The organism is Mesorhizobium sp. M7A.F.Ca.US.008.03.1.1 (assembly GCF_003997495.1).
Taxonomy (GTDB): domain Bacteria; phylum Pseudomonadota; class Alphaproteobacteria; order Rhizobiales; family Rhizobiaceae; genus Mesorhizobium.
On record NZ_RZRU01000006.1, the window covers coordinates 42807 to 60442 of the forward strand.

Here is a 17636-nt window from a genome sequence, read left to right on the forward strand (position 1 = left end):
AACTTGCTGTCAGGCCGCACGCCGACGATAGCAAAACAGCGCCTCCTCAATAGTGGGTGTTGCGATGTAGCGGTCTCCCGCTACCAAGTTCTTCACATTCGTTTTGATGCCGTGGGAAAGACATTCTCTCCTGGGAGCACGGCGAGATGTCGCGCGATTTCGATTCCGCGAATCCTCGCGCGATCGAAACGCTGACATTTCAATCAAGTCCAGCATCGCCTCTGCAGGAATCAAAATCGTCAGCCGGCCAGCTGCGGTGCGAAGAGCCCGCCTATCCGCCTGGCAGCCTCGGGTTGTTATTATAGCAATATGTATATTAGCTATTCCTTGACAATCGATCTAGGCTCTGGTTTCCTGATTTAACGGGTGTTTAACCAAGTTCGTTGTGTTTTTTCGGACGGTGTTGGTATGTCGACTTTGGTTGTCGCCGACCCGCGGGGAGTGTATCTCGCCGGTCTGGAGTGGGTGTTGCAGAAGGCTGGACACGATGTTGTCGCCCAGTGTCGCCGCCCTGCGGACGTTCTCGCTCATGTGGAGCGCCATCAGCCTGATATGGTCATCGTGGGCGTGGATCTCGCGGACCAGCAGACATCAGGTCTTTCCTCACGGCTGAAGGCCTGTAGCATCACTCTCGGCATCATCTTCATCGTCCAGCCAGCCGGCAGGATCGACATCAAGGACATACAGGCGCTCGACAGCGACGGTCTGCTGCTGGACGGCATCAGCCACCGCTATCTCGTCGAATGCGTGAGCGCAGTGGCGGCAGGCAAGAAATGGATCGACAACAAGATCGTCCAGCAGCTGCTGATGCCTGAAACGCAGCCCCAGCCGATGTCCAGGCTGACCGGACGGGAGACTGAAGTCGCCGATCTCGTCTCGCGCGGGTTGCGCAACAAGGCCATCGCCAAGCGGCTGCACGTATCCGAAGGCACGGTGAAGATGCACCTGCATCACGTCTACGAGAAGCTGCACCTCGGCGGCCGGGCGGAACTGGCCTGGATGGCGCACGGCAAAGGCGCCGAGCGCCCGGGAACGGGCCGAACCGGCCTGCTCTGACCGCCCCTGTCCCTCGCACGGACATTGTACGCACGGCAACGGCCGGAAAGCCGTCTGACGGCATCTGCCTTGTGCCGTCGCGGCCTCTCCCAGCGCCCGCCAGCCTGATCTATCGAAGGATATATATCGTCGATCAGGTGCGGACATTGACCGCAATACTATCGAAGCGAGAATGGACGCGCCCTCTGCGCCGGCGGCACATTGCGGTTCGACGGGCCGAAGTCCGCAGGCGATGACGCCGCGGGCCAAGGTCCGGGACGGAACTAAGGGGAGCGGGGCTTTCCAGAAACAAACAGTGAACTTGTACTCGCGTGAGCGTGAGTACGAGCCGTGTGCACATTAGTCACCATCCAGGAAAGGATGACATCATGGCTACCATTAATATCGTAGGCGATCTGGTACTCGACCAATCCGCCGGTCTCCAGGACGACGACGTCGCAATTTCCGTTGACGCTATCACCGGCGACATCTCCGGTGGTCTTGCCACCGCTTTTCTCACATATCTCAACGGTCTCACACTGTCCCCCGAGCAGTTGGCTTTTGCCGACAGCGCGGAGGCGGCGAGTCAGGTCGGTCTCGTCACCGTGACACCGGCAGCCGGCGAAAACGTCGTTGAGCTGGAGTTCGCGCCACTGACCAACGCGTCGTCCGGTCTGTTTACAGTCGACGGCGACGAAATCTTCCTCACCACGGTGCAGAACGGCAGCGCGGTGGAAGCATGGGCCGGCGGCAATCTCGTCGCGGCTTTCTACATCATCCCCAACGCCGACAACACCTCGGCCACGGTTCAGATGATCACTTTCGAGGCGATCGATCACCCGCTCAACCCGCAGCCCGACGACAGGGTGAACTTCAGCGACATCCTGAAAGTCCGCGCGTTGGTCGAGACGTCGACGCCCATCGGTGACCACATCAACGTCGACGACGACGGCCCTGACGTCACCCTATCCGGTACCGCCGCACCTACCCTAACCGTCGATGACACGACGTTGGGGACGAACGCCTCCGATGATTTCTCGGTCGCGTTCAACACCGACTTCGGTACTGACGGTGCCGGTGCCGCCGGCGTTGCGTACGCCCTGAACGTTCCCGGCGCTGGTACTGCGTCGGGTATCTTCGACGTGGCGACCGGTCAAGAAGCTCTCCTGACCAAGGTCGGCTCAATTATCGAAGGCCGCACCGCCGGTGGTGATCTGGTGTTCACGGTGTCCGTGGACGGCGGCGGCAACGTCACGCTCGACCAGCTTCGCGCGGTCCAACATACGCCGAACGCCGGACCGGACCAGTCCACGACGCTAGCAGCCGCCAGCCTGATCACCCTGACGGCGACCGCCATCGACGCGGACGGCGACACTGACGCCCAAGCCATCAACATCGGCCAGAACCTTGTCTTCAAGGATGACGCGCCGAGCATCGATGCAAGTGGTAACGAGGCTATTGCCACGGTTGACGAATCTGATCTCGCGGCCAATGCCACAGCCAACTTTTTCCCAAACTTCCAGGGTGTCTATGGTGCCGATGGCGCCGGGACCACGACTTACGCGTTGAGCGTGATCGCGGGCGCTTCCGGTCTTCTCGACACGCTGACTGGTCAGGTGGTCAACCTTTCGGTCACTCTCGGCGGCGTTGTCGAGGGCCGTACGGCTGGCAGTAACGCGTTGGTGTTCACGGTGACCGTGGACGCCAACGGCCTCGTGACGGTCAACCAGGATCGTGCAGTCATACATGATCCCAATGCCTCGCCGAACGATACCGAGACTCTCACGACGGACGACCTGATCAAGCTGACGGCGACCATCACCGACAAGGACGGTGATAGTGCCTCGGCTGTCCTCAACATCGGCCAGAACCTTGTGTTTACGGATGACGGCCCGACGATCACGAAGCCGTTCGACGCTGACCCCGGCACCATAGGTATCCAAACTCCGGAAACCCTGCATAACGTCGTCGGCACGCCGGCTACCGGGGACTTCAAGTACAACATCGGCGCGGACGGTCGTCTGGTTTACGACGCCACCCACTCCGACTTCGGTGATGCCGATCTCACGGCAGGTATCCACCAGCTGGTGCTGACGGGTACGGTCGACAACGCCCAGAACCCCAATATCACTAACGTCCTCACGTCACTCACTTCGGAGAGTGCCACCAGCGCAGTGTTCTCCTTCTCGTTCCATTACGACAAGGATCCGATCACGGCCGGTATACAGGACGCGACGGCGGGTGGCACGTTGACCTTCGACAAGGTTGCGGGCACGTACTCCATCGCCTTGAACGACGTAATCGACGGGTTCAGCTTCAACGTCTTCCACTCCTCTGAGTTGACGGCGAAGGCCCCCCCCGGCAACACCGGTCACCCCGAACTCGTGGTGACGCAGTTGGACGCCAACCCCAACACACCCGCTGACCACGACGGGTTCTACGTGCAGTTCACGGCGAACTCGAACCCCAACGGCAGCCCGTTCGGGTTTAACGGGACGGGCGACGGCAACCCGATCGCCGGGGACACCACGTTCAACAACGGTCAGTTCGTTACCAGCGCTTTCGAGGATTGGGTCTCCGCCACCCAGTCGACCAACGGCGTGGCCGGTGACACGATCCAGAAGGGCGAACTACTCACCCTCCGGTTCTTCAACGAGAACATTCTGGGCGACGTCAACCCCGGCGCGCCCGGTGGTGGCACCGAGAAGATCGTGCCGACGGACAAGGTGGACGCTATCGCCATCAAGTTCGACGGCATCGGGAACGCCGAGAACCTCATCGTGGTTCTCGACCTGATCGACGACAAGGGCACGGCATCTACCGCCGACGACGTCCACACGACGCGGTCGGTCGTCGTGGATAACGCGGACTTCTTCAAGGGGAACACAGTGCCGTCCCCGTACAACACGGAGTTCTCGCTCGACAATAACGACGGTCTCGTGATCATCGAGAAGGGTGATTACAACAACGCCGCCGCCGGTGAGAACTTCTCAATCCAGGGTATGCAGATCATGCAGTCCAGCAACGGGCTGACGGGATCTGGTATCAACCTGACCAAGGCGACCGACGACCCGAACACCGTCGCGGTGGAGGGTAACAGCCCGGTGACAGGCCCGCTGCAATTGTGGGGAGCCGTGGACAACGACGTTCTCAAGATCACGGATATCGGCTTCGTCCAGACCACCAGCGGGCAGATCGGCGCTGACCTCGACTTCGCGGTCAACATCCAGGACGCCGACGGTGACACGACGGGCGTCCAGCACCTGCTGGTTGACGTAATCGCCTAACATTGGACCAACGGGAGGCGGCTCACGCCGCCTCCTATCTCCATGTGGAGATGATCTCGCGCCTTCGCAAAACCGGCTCAGACAAAGGCGCCAACCCGCACACAGGCAGATACATCATGATGAAGCCCCCACGTCCCTCTGCCCTGCGGGCGGTGATGAAAGAAGCCAAGCGTGCCATCCGGCCGCTTATCTGGTTCAGCGGCGGCATCAACATACTGATGCTGACCGGCGCGTTCTACATGCTCCAGGTCTATCATCGCGTGTTGGGCAGCCACAGCCTGGAGACGTTGGTGATGCTGTCTCTGATGGCGGCGGCGGCGCTCGTGACAATGGCATCGTTGGAGGTGGTGCGCGCGCGTCTTCTGGCTAAAGTCGGAACGTGGCTGAACGCACGATTGGCACCGGTTCTCCTGACGGCATCGGTTGAATACGCAGCCTCGGCGCCCGGCCAGATCAACGGTCGAGCGCTGCGCGACCTCGACCAGGTGCGGAATTTTTTTACCAGCCCGAGCATCTACCCGATCCTCGACGCGCCTTGGGCACCGATTTTCCTGGGCTCTATCTTCCTCATGCACCCCTGGTTGGGTTGGCTGGCAACCTGCGGCGGTATCGTGCTGTTCGCGCTGGCGTTGCTCACCGAGTACCTGACCCGTAAGCCACTGACGGAAGCCGCAATCGCCCAGACGCGGGCTTACATGCAGGCCGAGCAAACGATCCGCAACGCCGAGGTCGTCCAGGCCATGGGCATGTTGAATCCCCTTCTCGAGAGCTGGAAGGCCCAGCAGGACGAGGCAAACAGAGAACAATCTCGCGCCAGCAACCGGTCCAGCGTCATCTCGGCCCTCGCGCGCTCTTTCCGGCTGGCCCTGCAGATGGCTGTACTCGGCCTCGGCGCTTATCTGGTGCTGAAAAACGAGGCTTCACCCGGTATCATGATCGCCGCCTCGATCCTGATGGGTCGCGCATTGGCCCCGGTTGAACAGGCGATCGGCACGTGGAAGGCAACGATCGGGGCACGAGCCGCTTACAAGCGCCTCGTCGCAATGGCCGGTCAACGACCTGAAGCCACACCAGCCCTGCCTTTGCCGCGCCCGACGGGTAAGTTCGAGGCCGAGAACATTATGCTCGCCAGGCAGGGCGGCGAACCGATCCTGCGTGGAATCAGCTTCCAACTCAAGCCCGGTGAAGCGATGGCCTTGGTCGGACCGAGCGCGGCGGGCAAGACCAGTCTGGCGCGAGTGCTGGTCGGTACCTGGCGTCCGACCGGTGGTCGCGCATTACTTGACGGCATGAGCGTTGTCGAATGGGCAGCCGAGGACAGGGGTCGACACGTTGGCTATTTGCCACAGGATATCGAACTCTTCGCCGGCACCGTCTCCGAGAACATCGCCCGTTTTGCGTCGCTCAACCCCGCGGTTTTCAACAATGTGGTCAAGGCCGCGCAGCTGGCCGGCGTCCACGAACTGATCAAGGGGTTGCCGAAGGGCTACGCCACCGAGATCGGTGACGGTGGTGCGGCACTGTCCGGCGGGCAACGCCAGCGTATCGGGCTGGCGCGAGCCCTCTACGGCGACCCGGCATTCCTTGTCCTTGACGAGCCTAACTCCAATCTCGACCACGACGGAGAGCAAGCACTGGCTACAGTCATCGGTGCGCTGAAGGCGGCAGGGACGACCCTGATCCTGATCTCGCACCGGCCAAGCATTTTGGAAAAAGTTGACAAGGTGTTGGTGCTTAACCACGGCGCACAGGATCTATTCGGGCCGCGCGATGCCGTGTTCAACGAACTCGCCAGCCGGGCCCGCAAGGTGACCCAGATGCCGAAGGTAGCCCAGTTGCCAACCCTCGAAGTGGTCAAGGAAGTCAAAGAAATCGAAGAGGTCAAGGAAGCATGAGCCGTTCCCCGGAATTGAACGTCGTGCCGTTCCCCGTCCAGCCGCCCTCGCTGCTGGAACCGGTGCCGCTGCGTCTCACCGGCGTGACCTGCACCGGCTTCGCGATCATGTTCCTGTTCTTCGGCGTGGCCGGGGGCTGGGCGGCGCTGGCGCCGTTGGACAGCGCCGCGGTGGCGCCGGGCGTGATCAAAGTCGCGGGCGACCGCAAGCTCATCCAGCACCTCGAGGGCGGCATCATCGCGCAGTTGAACGCCGCCAACGGGGATATCGTCAAGGCCGGCAAGATCCTCGTCCGGCTCGACGACACGCAGGCAAAGGCGCAGCTCGACCTGATCCAGAACCGGATAGCAACGCGTGAGGCGCTGGCCGCGCGTCTCAGGGCCGAGCGCGACGGCAAGGCCGAGATCGAGTTTGATCCGGCGTTGCTCGCAAACCCCGCCACCGCCGCAAAGGACGCGGTTGCCTCGCAGCGTGACGTGTTCGCGGCCAAGCACCACAACTTGACCGACGAGCAGGAAATTCTCAACCAGCGCCGTCACCAGACCGAGGAAGAGATAACGGGACTGGAGCAACTTATCGTCACCAAGGACAAGCAGATCGCGGCGATCGAGGGTGAAACCAAGGACCTTCAGACTCTGCTCGATAAGGGGCTGACCACCCGCGAGCGCAACCTGTTGCTCAGACGACAACAGCAGGAGATCGAGGGGGAGCGCGCTACCAACGTCGCGGCAATCGCTCGTGCCAGAAGCGCCATGGCCGAGATCGACATGCAGATCCTGAACCTCGACACAGTGCGTCTGAACGAGGCCGTCGACGAGTTGAGCAAGATCGAGGCGGAGTTGTTTGACCTCAGACAGGAGGAGCGTTCCGCCGGGGATGTGCTTACCCGTACCGATGTTGTCGCACCGGTTGACGGTATCGTCATGGACCTGAAGGTCCATACGGCGGGCGGGGTTGTGAAAGCCGGTGAGACATTGATGACAATCGTGCCGCTCGGACAACAACTCGTGGTCGAGGCCATGGTCAAACCAGAGGATGTCGAGACCATCGCCCCCGGACAGCCCGCGCATGTCAGCTTCCCGGCCTTCGCCCGCTACAATCTGCCGCCGCTCGAGGGTATCGTGGAGATCGTGTCGGCTGACCGCATGGTTGAGGAACGAAGCGGCGCACCGTATTTCGCCGCGACGGTCTTGATCGACAAGAGCGAACTCGCCAAGCTGGAGGGCCGCAAGCTGCTGCCCGGCATGTCGAGCGAGACGATGATCCGGACGGGGGCTCGCACCGTGCTCGCTTATCTCGCCGAGCCGATCACGCAGAACTTCCGCCGGGCCATGCGAGAAAAATAGCCGTAGGCCGCCCAACGAAATTCAGGAAAGCAACATTCGCCCGGCCGTGATCGCCAGGAAAAACGCAAAGGCAAGTTTCAGATAGCGCGGGTTGAGCGCGTGGGCGAGCCTTGCGCCCAGGGGTGCGAACAGAAAGCTCACGGGCGCTATGATGGCAACGGCCGGCAGGCTGACGTAACCCAGGCTGAGCGGAGGCCTGCCGGCAATCTCGAGACCCGACCAGACGAAGCCGGCCACCGCCGGAAGCGCGATAAGCAGGCCAAGGGCCGACGACGTGCCGACGGCACGGTGGACCGGAAAGGAGAAGCTCGAAAGCGTCGGCACCGAGAGCGTGCCGCCGCCGATTCCCATGAGCGAAGAGACAAAGCCGATGACCGAGGCGATAGCACGGTTGATCCAGCCGCTTTGCGGCAGGTGATCGGAGATCACGAGGTGCTTCGGCAGCGCCATGTTGACGGCCACCAGCAGGCCGACGACACCGAAGACCAGCCGCAAGCCGGCGCCCGGAATGAATTTCGACATGATGCCGCCGATCAGGGCACTGGCGAAAATCGCCGGTCCCCAAAGGTTGAGCAGAGGCCGATCGACATTGCCGCGTCTGTTGTGCGACCGCATCGACGAGATCGAGGTGGGGATGATGACCGCAAGCGATGTCGCGACAGCCAGATGGCTGATCACAGCAGGCGAAAAGTGGAACAGGCTAAGCACCCAGAACAGCACCGGGACGATGACGATGCCGCCGCCGACCCCCAGCAGACCGGCGAGCACGCCGGAGGCCATTCCGGTCATGGCCAAGCCAGCGACCAGCATTGCAATCGTCAGCCCGTCGAAAACCGACGTGTCGAATCCGAAGTCCACTATGATTTTTCCTTGATTGGCCGCGCCCGTCCGCTGCTGCGACCCCGATGCAGGTCGCCCGGAATGCGCAACAGTTTTTGGGATGCGCTTTTGGTTAGTGGCGCACCATCCCGGCGTCGACATTGAGCGTCTGGCCGGTGATCCAGCGCGCATCGTCGGAGGCCAGGAACGAGACCACATCGGCGATATGTTCGGGCTGCCCCTTGCCTTTCATCGCCTGAAGCATCTCGACGAAGCCGAACGCCTCGTTGTGCGGGCTCGCCTTGACGCCGTCGCTCTCGATCAGGCCGGGCGTCACCGCGTTGGCGGTTATGTTGTATTTGCCGAGTTCCGTGGCGAGCGCCCTGGTGAAGCCGATGACGCCGCCCTTGGCCGCGACATAGGCCGCCATGTTCGGCGTGCCGGCAAAGAAGGTGTTGGATGCGATGCTGATCACCCGCCCGGCCTTCCCCGCCGCACGCATCTGGTCCGTGCCGGCGCGGCTGACGATGAAGGTGCCGGTCAGATTGACGTCGATGATCTTGCGCCAATGGTCGAGATCGACATCGTCCCAGGCGACGAACGGTACGATGCTGGCATTGTTGACCAGGATGTCGATGCCCCCGGTCAGGGCCTGGATTTCGGCGAAGAGTGCCTTGACGGATGCCGGATCGGAAATGTCGGCGGCGATCGCCCGCGCCTTTCCGCCTATCGCCGCGGCCGCCGCCCTGGTGCCTTCGGCATTGATGTCGCTGACGATGACGGTTGCCCCGTCGGCGGCCAGCCGCGTGGCGATCGCCTTGCCGATACCCTGCGCGGCGCCTGTAACCAGGGCCGTTTTTCCCGCAAGCCGTTCAGTCATGAAAATGCTCCCTCAATCCGTGGTGATGTCTGTTCAGGCGTCGGCGTCGATCACGGCCAGCGCCGCGTCGATGCCCTTGCCGATCGCCAGTTTCTGGCCGGCCGCGTTCATGGCGCCGCCAAGTGCCGTCAGCGCCGCGATCGCATAGATCGGCTGGGCGGTCGGACCCATGTGGCCGATGCGTGTCAGCTTCCCCAATGTCTCGCCGCGGCCAGACGAAAACACCACGCCGTAGCGGGCGCGCGCAGCTTGGCGAAGCGCCTTCTCGTCGACGCCGTCGGGCGTGCGGACAGCGGTTGTGGTCGGCGACGCGATCTCGTCGCTGGCAGCCCAGATCGACAGGCCCATCGCGGCAACGCCGGCGCGCATGGCCTTGGCGGTGAGTGCATGGCGCGCCCACACCGCCTCCGGTCCCTCATTGCGATAGAGGTCGAGCGCGACATCGAGCCCGTTGATCTCCGAGACCGACGGCGTGAATGGAAACGGCTTGTCCCGCGACCACGCATGCTCCCAGTCGACGATGCTCAGCATCGACGCGCGCGGCGCGAGGGGATTTGCCTTCATCTTGGCCCAGGCCCGCTCGCTGACGCCCATCATCGTCAGGCCGGGAGGCGCGCCCAGGCATTTGTTCGGGCCGGTGACATAGATATCGGCCTTGCAATCCTCGGGATGCGTCTTCATGCCGCCAAAGGACGAGACGGCATCGACGATGAGGTAGCCGCCATGCGCTGAAACCAGCGCACCGATCGCGTCGATCGGATTGATGGTGCCGGACGGCGTGTCGTGGTGGCAGACGGAAACGACGGTGATCTCCGGATGCGCCTTCAGCATTGCCTCCACCGCTTGCGGATCGATCGCCTCGTTGTAGGGCACCTCGATCTCGAGCAGATGTGGCGAATAGCGCTTCGCCCAATAGCCGAACCCCTTGCCGTAAACGCCGGAGGCAAGGTTGAGCACGACATCGTCCGGAGTGATCAGCGAGGCTGCGGCGGCCTCCAGGCCCAGCACCGGCTCGCCATGCAGGATGACCGGCTTGTTCGACAGCCGCATCGCCTTTTGCGCCTTGTCGACCACACTCTCGTAGAAGAGCTGGAACGCCGGGTCGTAGTCGTAGAGCACCGTGCGCGCGAGACCGCGCAACACTTCGGCATAGGCGTTCACCGGCCCAGCGGTCAGGGTGATGACCGGATCGGCGTGTTCGAGATAGCGCATCGTCTTGTCTCCCGATTGCAGGCGGTCAGCCGTAGAATTGCGTGCCGGTCCTGTAGGTCTTGAAGTTGTCCATGTCGTGCGAGTACATCAGCTCGGCGCCATGGTCTTCGGCGAGTTTCTTCACCTTGCGCATCGAATTGACGCCCGCCACCGGATCGATATGGAAGGCCGCCTGGCACAGCGTTTCAAGGCTCTTCTGCGTATAGGCCGCATCGATCGTGAACATGATCGGCTTGCGCTTTGGGAACTCGACCAGCAGGCTGTAGTGGCCGATGGAATGACCGGGCGTCGAGATCAGCCGGACGCCCCTGGCAAGCTCGACGTCGCCATCGATGCCTTCAAAGGTCGAATTCGCCCGTGTCGTTCCCGCAAGCAATTGCCCGGTCGCGCCACGCGCTTCGGCAGCCTCCGCCGAAAAGCTCAGATCGGAATAGCCGAGATGTTCGAAAGGCTGGGGGTTGCACGCCTGCGGCACCTCTGAGCGGTGGCAGATCTTCTTGGCATGCGGAAAATACTTGTTGCCGCCGCAATGGTCGAAGTGGAAATGCGAATTGACGACGACGTCGATGTCCTTCGGTTCGAGGCCGAGCAGCGCCAGGGCGCCGGGGATGGTCTGGTGCTTTTCCTGGATCGGCTTTTCGAACGGCAGCACCTTCATCACATGATCGTAGTCGTAGCCGGTGTCGATGAGGAACCGGCCCTCGGCATGTTCGATCAGGATCGAATAGACGGGGAAGCGCACTTCGCCGCCAGGGCCGCGGTTCCAGAACACGTGGTACCCGTCGAGAACGAGCGAGCCGCCGTCGAGCAGGTAGACCTTGGTATCCGACATTCTTGCCTCCTTTATTGGCGCGGGTCCCGTCCGCGCATGAATTGTGCTCAGCGCGCGCCGCGCTCGTATGGAATGCCGAGTGCTGCCGGCAGGCTGGCGCGCCGGCCGAACAGCACCAGCATGATCATCACCGCCAGGAACGGCAGCATCTGGATGATGTCGGTCGGTATGTTGATGCCGGCCACCTGCATGGCCGTCGTCAGCGACAGGCAGACGCCGAACAGCAACGCGCCGAACAGCACCCAGATCGGACGGCCGCGCGCCAGCATGGCCAGCACGATGCCGAGAAAGCCCGCGCCATTGGTGATGAACGGAATGAACAGGCCGGCGCCGACATTGGCGAGATAGGCGCCGCCGAGCCCGGCCAGCGCTCCGGTCGTCAGCACGGCGATGGTACGGGTCCGCACGACATCGATGCCGGCGACATCGAGCGCGGCCGGCTTGTCGCCTGCTGCCTGCAAATTGAGACCCAGCTGCGTGCGCCGGTAGATGTAGCCCATGCCGAAAACCAGCGCGACCGCCAGATAGACGATCAGATGATGCTTGAACAATGCAGGCCCGATGACCGGGATGTCCGAAAGCAGCGGAATGACAGTCGCATCCGCCGCGGGCAGGCGCGGGTAGCTGCGCGAGAACTGGAAATGGTGGAGCAGCGCCGTCAGACCTTCCAGTCCCAAGGTCAGCGCGATACCGATGACGATCTGGTTCAACCCGATGCGCACGCAAAGCAGCGCCATGACAAGCGCCACCGCGGCACCCCCGGCCGCACCGGTGAGAAAGCCCAGCCACAGCGATCCGGAGTAGAAAGCGCCGACAAAGCCGAGATACGCGCCGGCCAGCATCATGCCTTCGATGCCGATATTGAGCACGCCCGCCTTCTCGGAAATCTGCTCGCCGAGCCCGGCCAGCAGCAGCGGGATCGCCGCGGTAACGGCGCCGAACAGCAACGCGCTGAGAAAGACTTCGCTGAACAGCCCGGTCATGCCCTAGGCCCTCCGCGACTGGTTGTATCGGTGATCGAAATATTCGGCGAGCGCGAGCACGATCAGCACGATGGAAACCAGCACCAGCGTGAAATGATTGGGCACGCCGAGCCGGCGCGCCGCGCTCTCGCCGCCGATCGACAGCACCGAAAGCAGGAACACGAAACCGATGGCCGCAAAGCCGTTCATGCGGGCGAGAAACACGGCGGGTATCACCGCAAGTCCGTAGGCGGGATTCCAGTCGGCGCGGACATTGCCCTGGACGCCGATGATGTCAACGGCGCCCGCCAGCCCCGCCAGCCCCGCCGAAATGGCGAAGACGGCGACGGTCAGGCCGGGGACGCCGAGCCCCGAGTGAACCGCCGCGCGTGGATTGGCGCCGACGATCCTCAGCTTCAGCCCGAACGCCGTGCGCGTCATCACCAGATGCACGATGACGATCGCCGCCAGCCCAAGCAGCAGACCACTGGTGATGGTCGTTTCGAACAGGCGCGGCAGCCGGTCTTCCACAGGCAGCGTGCGCGTCTGCGGCACGGTCGTGCTTGGGTCGCGAAACGCCAGCTTGACCAGCACATTGGCGAGCGACGTGCCGAGGAACGTCATCATCAGCGTGGTGATGATCTCGTTGACGCCCTGATAGGCCCGCAGCAGGGCCGGCACCAGCGACCAGATCATCGCCACCACCATGGCGACGAGGAACGAGCAGACCAGCGCCAGCCAGGCTGGCATGATCTGCACGAACACGGGAGCGCTGGCAGCCGCCGTCACCGCGCCAAGCAGGAACTGCCCGTCGCCGCCCAGATTCCACATGCCGGCGCGAAAGGCGACGATCAGGCCGGCGGCAAGAAACAGCAGCGGCGCCATACGCGTCAGCGTCTGCTGGATGCCGAGCGGCGAGAACAGTCCTTTCTCAAGCACGAAGCCATAATAGGCGAGCGGGTCGACGCCGACGGCAAGCAGGATGCAGCCGGCTATGACCAGTGCGATGAAGATCGGGCCGAGCGTCATCAGCAGCCGGTGCAGGATGTCGCGGCGCGTCGTCGCCCCGCTCGTGGCATCGAGTGCGGTAGCACTGACCGTGGGTGCGGTATCGATGCTCATACGGCAAGTCCGATCATCAGGCGACCGACCTTTGTGCGGGCGTCATCTACGTTCTCGACGGTGCCGACCAAAGCGCCGTCGGCGATGACGGCGATGCGGTCGCACATACCAAGCAATTCCTCGAGGTCGGTGGAGATCAGCAGCACGGCAAGGCCACGCGCCGCCGTGTCGCGAATGCGCTGGCGCGACGCCAATGTGTTGGCGAGATCGAGCCCATAGGTCGGCTTGTTGAAGATCACCACCTTGGCGCCTTCAGCCAGTTCCCGTGCCAGAAGCACCTTCTGGATGTTTCCGCCGGACAGCCGCGCGACAGGCGTCTTCAGGCTCGGCGTGCGCACGTCGTATTCGCGCACGAGCTGGCCGGCGCGCTTGTCGATCTCCGCGCGCTGCTCGACGCCGTTGCGCCAGAACGGAGCCGCGCCGACCTGCTTGAGGAAGAAGTTGATCGAGACCGGGAAGGTGCCGACAGTGCCCTCGCCCAGCCGGTCGTCGGTCAGGTAGCGAAGGCCGCGCCGGCGGCGCTCACCGACGCTCAGCATCTCGATGGCGGCGCCGTCCAGCCGCACCGAGCCGCTGGTGGCTGTACGCTGGCCGGCCAGCGCTTCCGCCAGCTGTTTCTGGCCGTTGCCGTCGATGCCGGCTATGCCCAGGATCTCACCCGGGCGGATGTCGAAGGAGATCGACGACAGGCCCGGCGCATTGTCCGTCGGTGCGACCGTCAGATCCGCGACCTGAAGCAGCGGGGCCGCTTCTGCTCGGGCCGTGCGGACTGGACGCTCGACGGCTTCCGGATCATCCTTCTGCTTGCCGAACATCAATTCCACGATCTCCGAGACGATCTCCTGTTCGCCCAGCGCACGAAATCGCTCAGGCGGGATCTCGCCGACCTTGCGGCCGAGCTTCAGCACCGAGATGCGGTCGCCGAAGGCCGCCGCCTCCTTGAGCTTGTGAGTGATGAAGACGATCGCCAGACCCTGCTCGACGAGGCGGCGCATCAGTGCCCCCAGTTCGTCTATGCCTTTCGGCGTCAGCATGGAGGTGGACTCGTCGAGGATGAGCAGCCGGCTGTTGCGCAGCATCGCGCGCAGGATCTCGACCTGCTGCTGCTCGCCGAGCGACAACTCCGATACCTTGGCTTGAAGCTTGACGGTGATGCCGAGCGTGCCCGTGATCTCGGCGACGCGCGCCGCCAGTTCCTCGGTCCTGGGGCGCTGCCACCACGGCCCGCCAAGCAGGAGGTTTTCCGCCACCGTCAGCGTCGGCACCAGCATCATGTGCTGGAACACGGTGCCGATGCCGAGTGCCAGCGCATGGCGCGGCGAGGTGATAGGGGTCGGTTTGCCGTCGACCAGTATGCGTCCTTCGTCCGGCTGCTGCAGGCCGGACAGCATGCCGATCAATGTCGATTTTCCAGCGCCGTTCTCGCCCAGCAGCACATGCACTTCGCCCGGGCGGATCGACAGGTCGACGCTGTCATTGGCAACGATGCCGGGGAACCGTTTGGTCACGCCTTCAAGCGCGACGATGTCGCGCCCGGCAACGGACGATGAAGAAGAACCGCTCATGAAAGCCCAGCACCAAAAAAACGGGAATCGTCCGGAGGGGCGAACGGATCACCCCTCCGGCAGCTGACCGTGATCGCCTTACTGGGCGACGCTGGTCATCAGTGCCCTTACGGCGGCCGCGTCATAGACCGGCTCGACCTTGATCTTGCCGGAAATGACGTCTTCGCGCAGCGCCTGGATTTCCGTCCAGACATTGTCCGGGATCGCAGCGGTCTTCAGCAGCTTCACCGAGTCGTCCTTGAGGCCGATCGTATAGTGCTTGGTGCCGAACGTGTCGGCCTTCAGGTCGGCAATCATCGCCGCATAGACCGGCTCGATGTTCCACACCACCGACGACAGCAGGAAGCCCTTGTCGATCGGCGACTTGTCCCCGATGACGTCGATGAAATAAACCTTGCCGCCATCGGCTGCCTTGGTCGTCTCGACCGCCTGCAGCATGCCGAAACTCGAACCGTTGCCTTGGCCGAAGATGATGTCGGCACCCGATGCGATCACGCTTTCGGTGACGCGCTTGCCGCCGGCCGCGTCGCTGTAGGCGGCCGGGCCGATCACCGCATAGGTGATCTTGACGTCCGGGTTTTCCGCCTTCACGCCTTGTGCGAACGCCGCCGACTGCGAATTCCATGATGGCGGCTCGCCCGAGACGACGATGCCGACCGACTTGGAACGCGACACCTTGGCGGCGAGACGGCCGGCGAGATAGGCACCCTCGTGGCCGCTCAGCGTGTAGTCGGCGACAAGGCCCTTCTCCAGGCCCGCTGGCGTGTCGACGATCGCCACCGGAACTTTCAATTCCTTGGCGATTTCGGGCGCCGAGGTGTTGTAACCGCTGGCATGCGCGATCAGCAGGCTGGCGCCGTCGGAGGCAAGTTCCCGCAAGGTCGGACGAACGTCGCCATAGCCGAGGCCCTGGGCCACGACCACTTCGACGCCGGCGGCCTTGCCCGCCGCCTTGGCGGCGTCGATGCCTTGCTGGTTCCAGCCATAGTCCGTGCCTTCTTCGGGCGTCAGGATGGCGATCGACTTGACCTCGCCGGCAAACGCGCCGCTCATCAAGATACCGGTCAATATAACTGCACTTACACTGCTCTTAAGAAGCTTTAACATGTTACCCTCTCCGTTGTTTTACCAATCAATATTCTTATTGTTATTGCGCGAAAGCGAGATAGACTGCCTAGGAAAATTACATATGGAGCTCAGGCAAAGTGAATATCCGTTATGCCCTTCCGGTGATGCTGGCGTTATCGTCCTTCGCCAACGCGGTTGAGTTGCACCATGTCACCGTCCGCACCGGCACTGACGGGCTCGACATGGTTCCGTTGACGATTTCGAATGCGGGCCGCAAAGGCCTGTCCTGCAACGCCGACTTCGCCCACTGGTATTCAGCCGGGATCGCAACCGTCGAACCTGGCAAAAGCGCTCGCATCGAACTCTGGTTCGATGCGAAGACCGGCACGTTCACGATCCTCAACGACAAGCGCGAGAACCTGCCCGTCGAGCGACTCTGGTGCGGCCTCGAGGGTCGCGCATATGCCACCCGCGTGCAGGTCACGCTCGACCGCACCGATGCGGCGAACGGCGAGCGTGATGTGTCCTGCGCCATGGCGCAGGACAGCCTGGTCTGCCGGTAGGCGCTCATCGATCTTTCCGTTCGAACACCGCGCGCCTCTTATTCTTTTGCCAGGAATGCGTCGGTGAAGACGTCGTCCACCGACAGAGCCGCCTTGAGCACGCCCTGGTCCGTCAGCGTCTTCAGGGTCTCCTCCCACTGCGTCTTCGTCATCCAGCCGAGACCGTGTTCCTTGGTGTCGGGGCTGCTGAACGTCGAGGCGATGTCGGCGTTGATCTGCGCCAGCAGCACGTCCTTCTTGTCCGCATAGCCGGGCGCTGCCTTGGCCGTGATCTCGGCAGCCTCTTCCGGATGAGCCACGACATAGTCGAACGCCTGCCTGTATGCCTTGACGAAGCGGCGCACGACGTCCGGCTTGTCCTTGATCATCGCCTGCGAGGTGAACAGGCCCGAGCCATAGGCTTTCCACCCATGGTCCGCCCCCATCATGATGCTGAGCGAGCCGGGGCCTCCGGCCTTCGCCTCCAGCTCGGGAACCTCCGCATCGATATAGCCGACGACCGTCTGAACCCGGCCAAGCAGCAAATAGCTTTCATAGGGAGGCGAGACGCTGTTCAGCGTCATGTCCTTTTCGGTCAGGCCGTTGGCGGCCAGGAAGCCCTTGAAGAAGATGTAGGTGGAGCCGGCCGGATGAATGCCGATGGTCAGTCCCTTGAGGTCGGACGGCTTGGTGAGCTTCAGCGTCTTGGCCAGCGAAATGATCCCCAGCGGCGAGTGCTGATTGACGGCCGCCAGCGCCACGACCGGAACATTCTGCGACCGTGCGACGGCAAGCGTGGGAAGATCGCCGAAACCGAAATCGGCGTTCTCATTGCCCACCAGCCGCATCGCGTCCGGCGAGCCGGATCCCTTGCGGATCTCGGCCACATCGATGTCGTTCTTGGCGAAGAAGCCTTTTTCCTTGCCGACAAAAAACATGGCGTGATTGCCGCGCACCACCCAGTCGAGCTGGACGTTGACCTTGTCGGCCGCCAGAGCCGCGCTGGAAAAGCCGAGTGCTGCGACAAACGCCGCGAAGGTAACGGCCTTGATAAGTGAGCGTCTCAGCATT

Annotated in this window: 14 protein-coding genes; 5 read left to right on the top strand and 9 right to left on the bottom strand. The window is 62.8% G+C overall.

Going from position 1 to position 17636, the window contains the following annotated elements; translation table 11 throughout:
• Window positions 1–408 precede the first annotated feature (408 nt).
• From EOA16_RS10520 to EOA16_RS10535, 4 genes are all read left to right on the top strand, one after another.
• Window positions 409–1056 (top strand): response regulator transcription factor, encoded by a 648-nt coding sequence (locus EOA16_RS10520; RefSeq protein WP_127257707.1) that lies wholly within the window; start codon window positions 409–411, stop codon window positions 1054–1056.
• Window positions 1057–1424: 368 nt separating this feature from the next.
• Window positions 1425–4322 (top strand): DUF5801 repeats-in-toxin domain-containing protein, encoded by a 2898-nt coding sequence (locus EOA16_RS10525; protein WP_127257709.1) that lies wholly within the window; start codon window positions 1425–1427, stop codon window positions 4320–4322.
• A gap of 116 nt (window positions 4323–4438) precedes the next feature.
• On the top strand, window positions 4439–6217 hold the full coding sequence (locus EOA16_RS10530) for a type I secretion system permease/ATPase (protein WP_127257711.1): 1779 nt from the start codon (window positions 4439–4441) through the stop codon (window positions 6215–6217).
• Window positions 6214–7563, top strand: a complete 1350-nt coding sequence (locus EOA16_RS10535; protein ID WP_127257713.1) for an HlyD family type I secretion periplasmic adaptor subunit — start codon at window positions 6214–6216, stop codon at window positions 7561–7563. The genes EOA16_RS10530 and EOA16_RS10535 overlap by 4 nt, the downstream gene beginning before the upstream one ends.
• A 21-nt stretch (window positions 7564–7584) precedes the next feature.
• On the opposite strand, the gene EOA16_RS10540 is transcribed toward EOA16_RS10535, so the two are convergent.
• From EOA16_RS10540 to EOA16_RS10575, 8 genes are all read right to left on the bottom strand, one after another.
• The gene (locus EOA16_RS10540) at window positions 7585–8421 is read right to left on the bottom strand and encodes a sulfite exporter TauE/SafE family protein (RefSeq protein ID WP_127257715.1); all 837 of its coding nucleotides are present in this window, start codon (window positions 8419–8421) and stop codon (window positions 7585–7587) included.
• 94 nt (window positions 8422–8515) lie between these two features.
• A complete protein-coding gene (locus tag EOA16_RS10545; RefSeq protein WP_127257717.1) occupies window positions 8516–9262 on the bottom strand; it encodes an SDR family NAD(P)-dependent oxidoreductase in 747 nt (248 codons plus the stop codon).
• A 33-nt stretch (window positions 9263–9295) separates the two neighbouring features.
• Window positions 9296–10474 carry an alanine--glyoxylate aminotransferase family protein gene (locus tag EOA16_RS10550; protein ID WP_127257719.1) on the bottom strand — a complete coding sequence of 393 codons (1179 nt, stop codon included), beginning with the start codon at window positions 10472–10474 and terminating at the stop codon, window positions 9296–9298.
• Window positions 10475–10499: 25 nt separating this feature from the next.
• Window positions 10500–11306 carry a 4-pyridoxolactonase gene (locus tag EOA16_RS10555; protein ID WP_127257721.1) on the bottom strand — a complete coding sequence of 269 codons (807 nt, stop codon included), beginning with the start codon at window positions 11304–11306 and terminating at the stop codon, window positions 10500–10502.
• 47 nt (window positions 11307–11353) lie between these two features.
• Complete coding sequence (locus EOA16_RS10560; RefSeq protein ID WP_127257723.1) at window positions 11354–12289, bottom strand: ABC transporter permease; 936 nt, start codon at window positions 12287–12289, stop codon at window positions 11354–11356.
• Window positions 12290–12292: 3 nt separating this feature from the next.
• Window positions 12293–13390 (bottom strand): ABC transporter permease, encoded by a 1098-nt coding sequence (locus EOA16_RS10565; RefSeq protein ID WP_127257725.1) that lies wholly within the window; start codon window positions 13388–13390, stop codon window positions 12293–12295.
• Window positions 13387–14955 (bottom strand): ABC transporter ATP-binding protein, encoded by a 1569-nt coding sequence (locus EOA16_RS10570; protein WP_127257727.1) that lies wholly within the window; start codon window positions 14953–14955, stop codon window positions 13387–13389. The genes EOA16_RS10565 and EOA16_RS10570 overlap by 4 nt, the downstream gene beginning before the upstream one ends.
• A gap of 78 nt (window positions 14956–15033) precedes the next feature.
• Complete coding sequence (locus EOA16_RS10575; RefSeq protein ID WP_127257729.1) at window positions 15034–16062, bottom strand: BMP family protein; 1029 nt, start codon at window positions 16060–16062, stop codon at window positions 15034–15036.
• A gap of 98 nt (window positions 16063–16160) precedes the next feature.
• Between EOA16_RS10575 and EOA16_RS10580 the strand changes: the two genes are divergently transcribed.
• Window positions 16161–16586, top strand: coding sequence for a hypothetical protein (locus tag EOA16_RS10580; protein WP_127257731.1), 426 nt, complete (start codon window positions 16161–16163; stop codon window positions 16584–16586).
• Window positions 16587–16624: 38 nt separating this feature from the next.
• Here EOA16_RS10580 and EOA16_RS10585 read toward each other — a convergent pair whose 3' ends face one another.
• Entirely contained in the window at window positions 16625–17635 is a 1011-nt protein-coding gene (locus EOA16_RS10585) for an ABC transporter substrate-binding protein (RefSeq protein ID WP_127257733.1), read from the bottom strand.
• Between the last annotated feature and the right edge of the window lies 1 nt (window position 17636).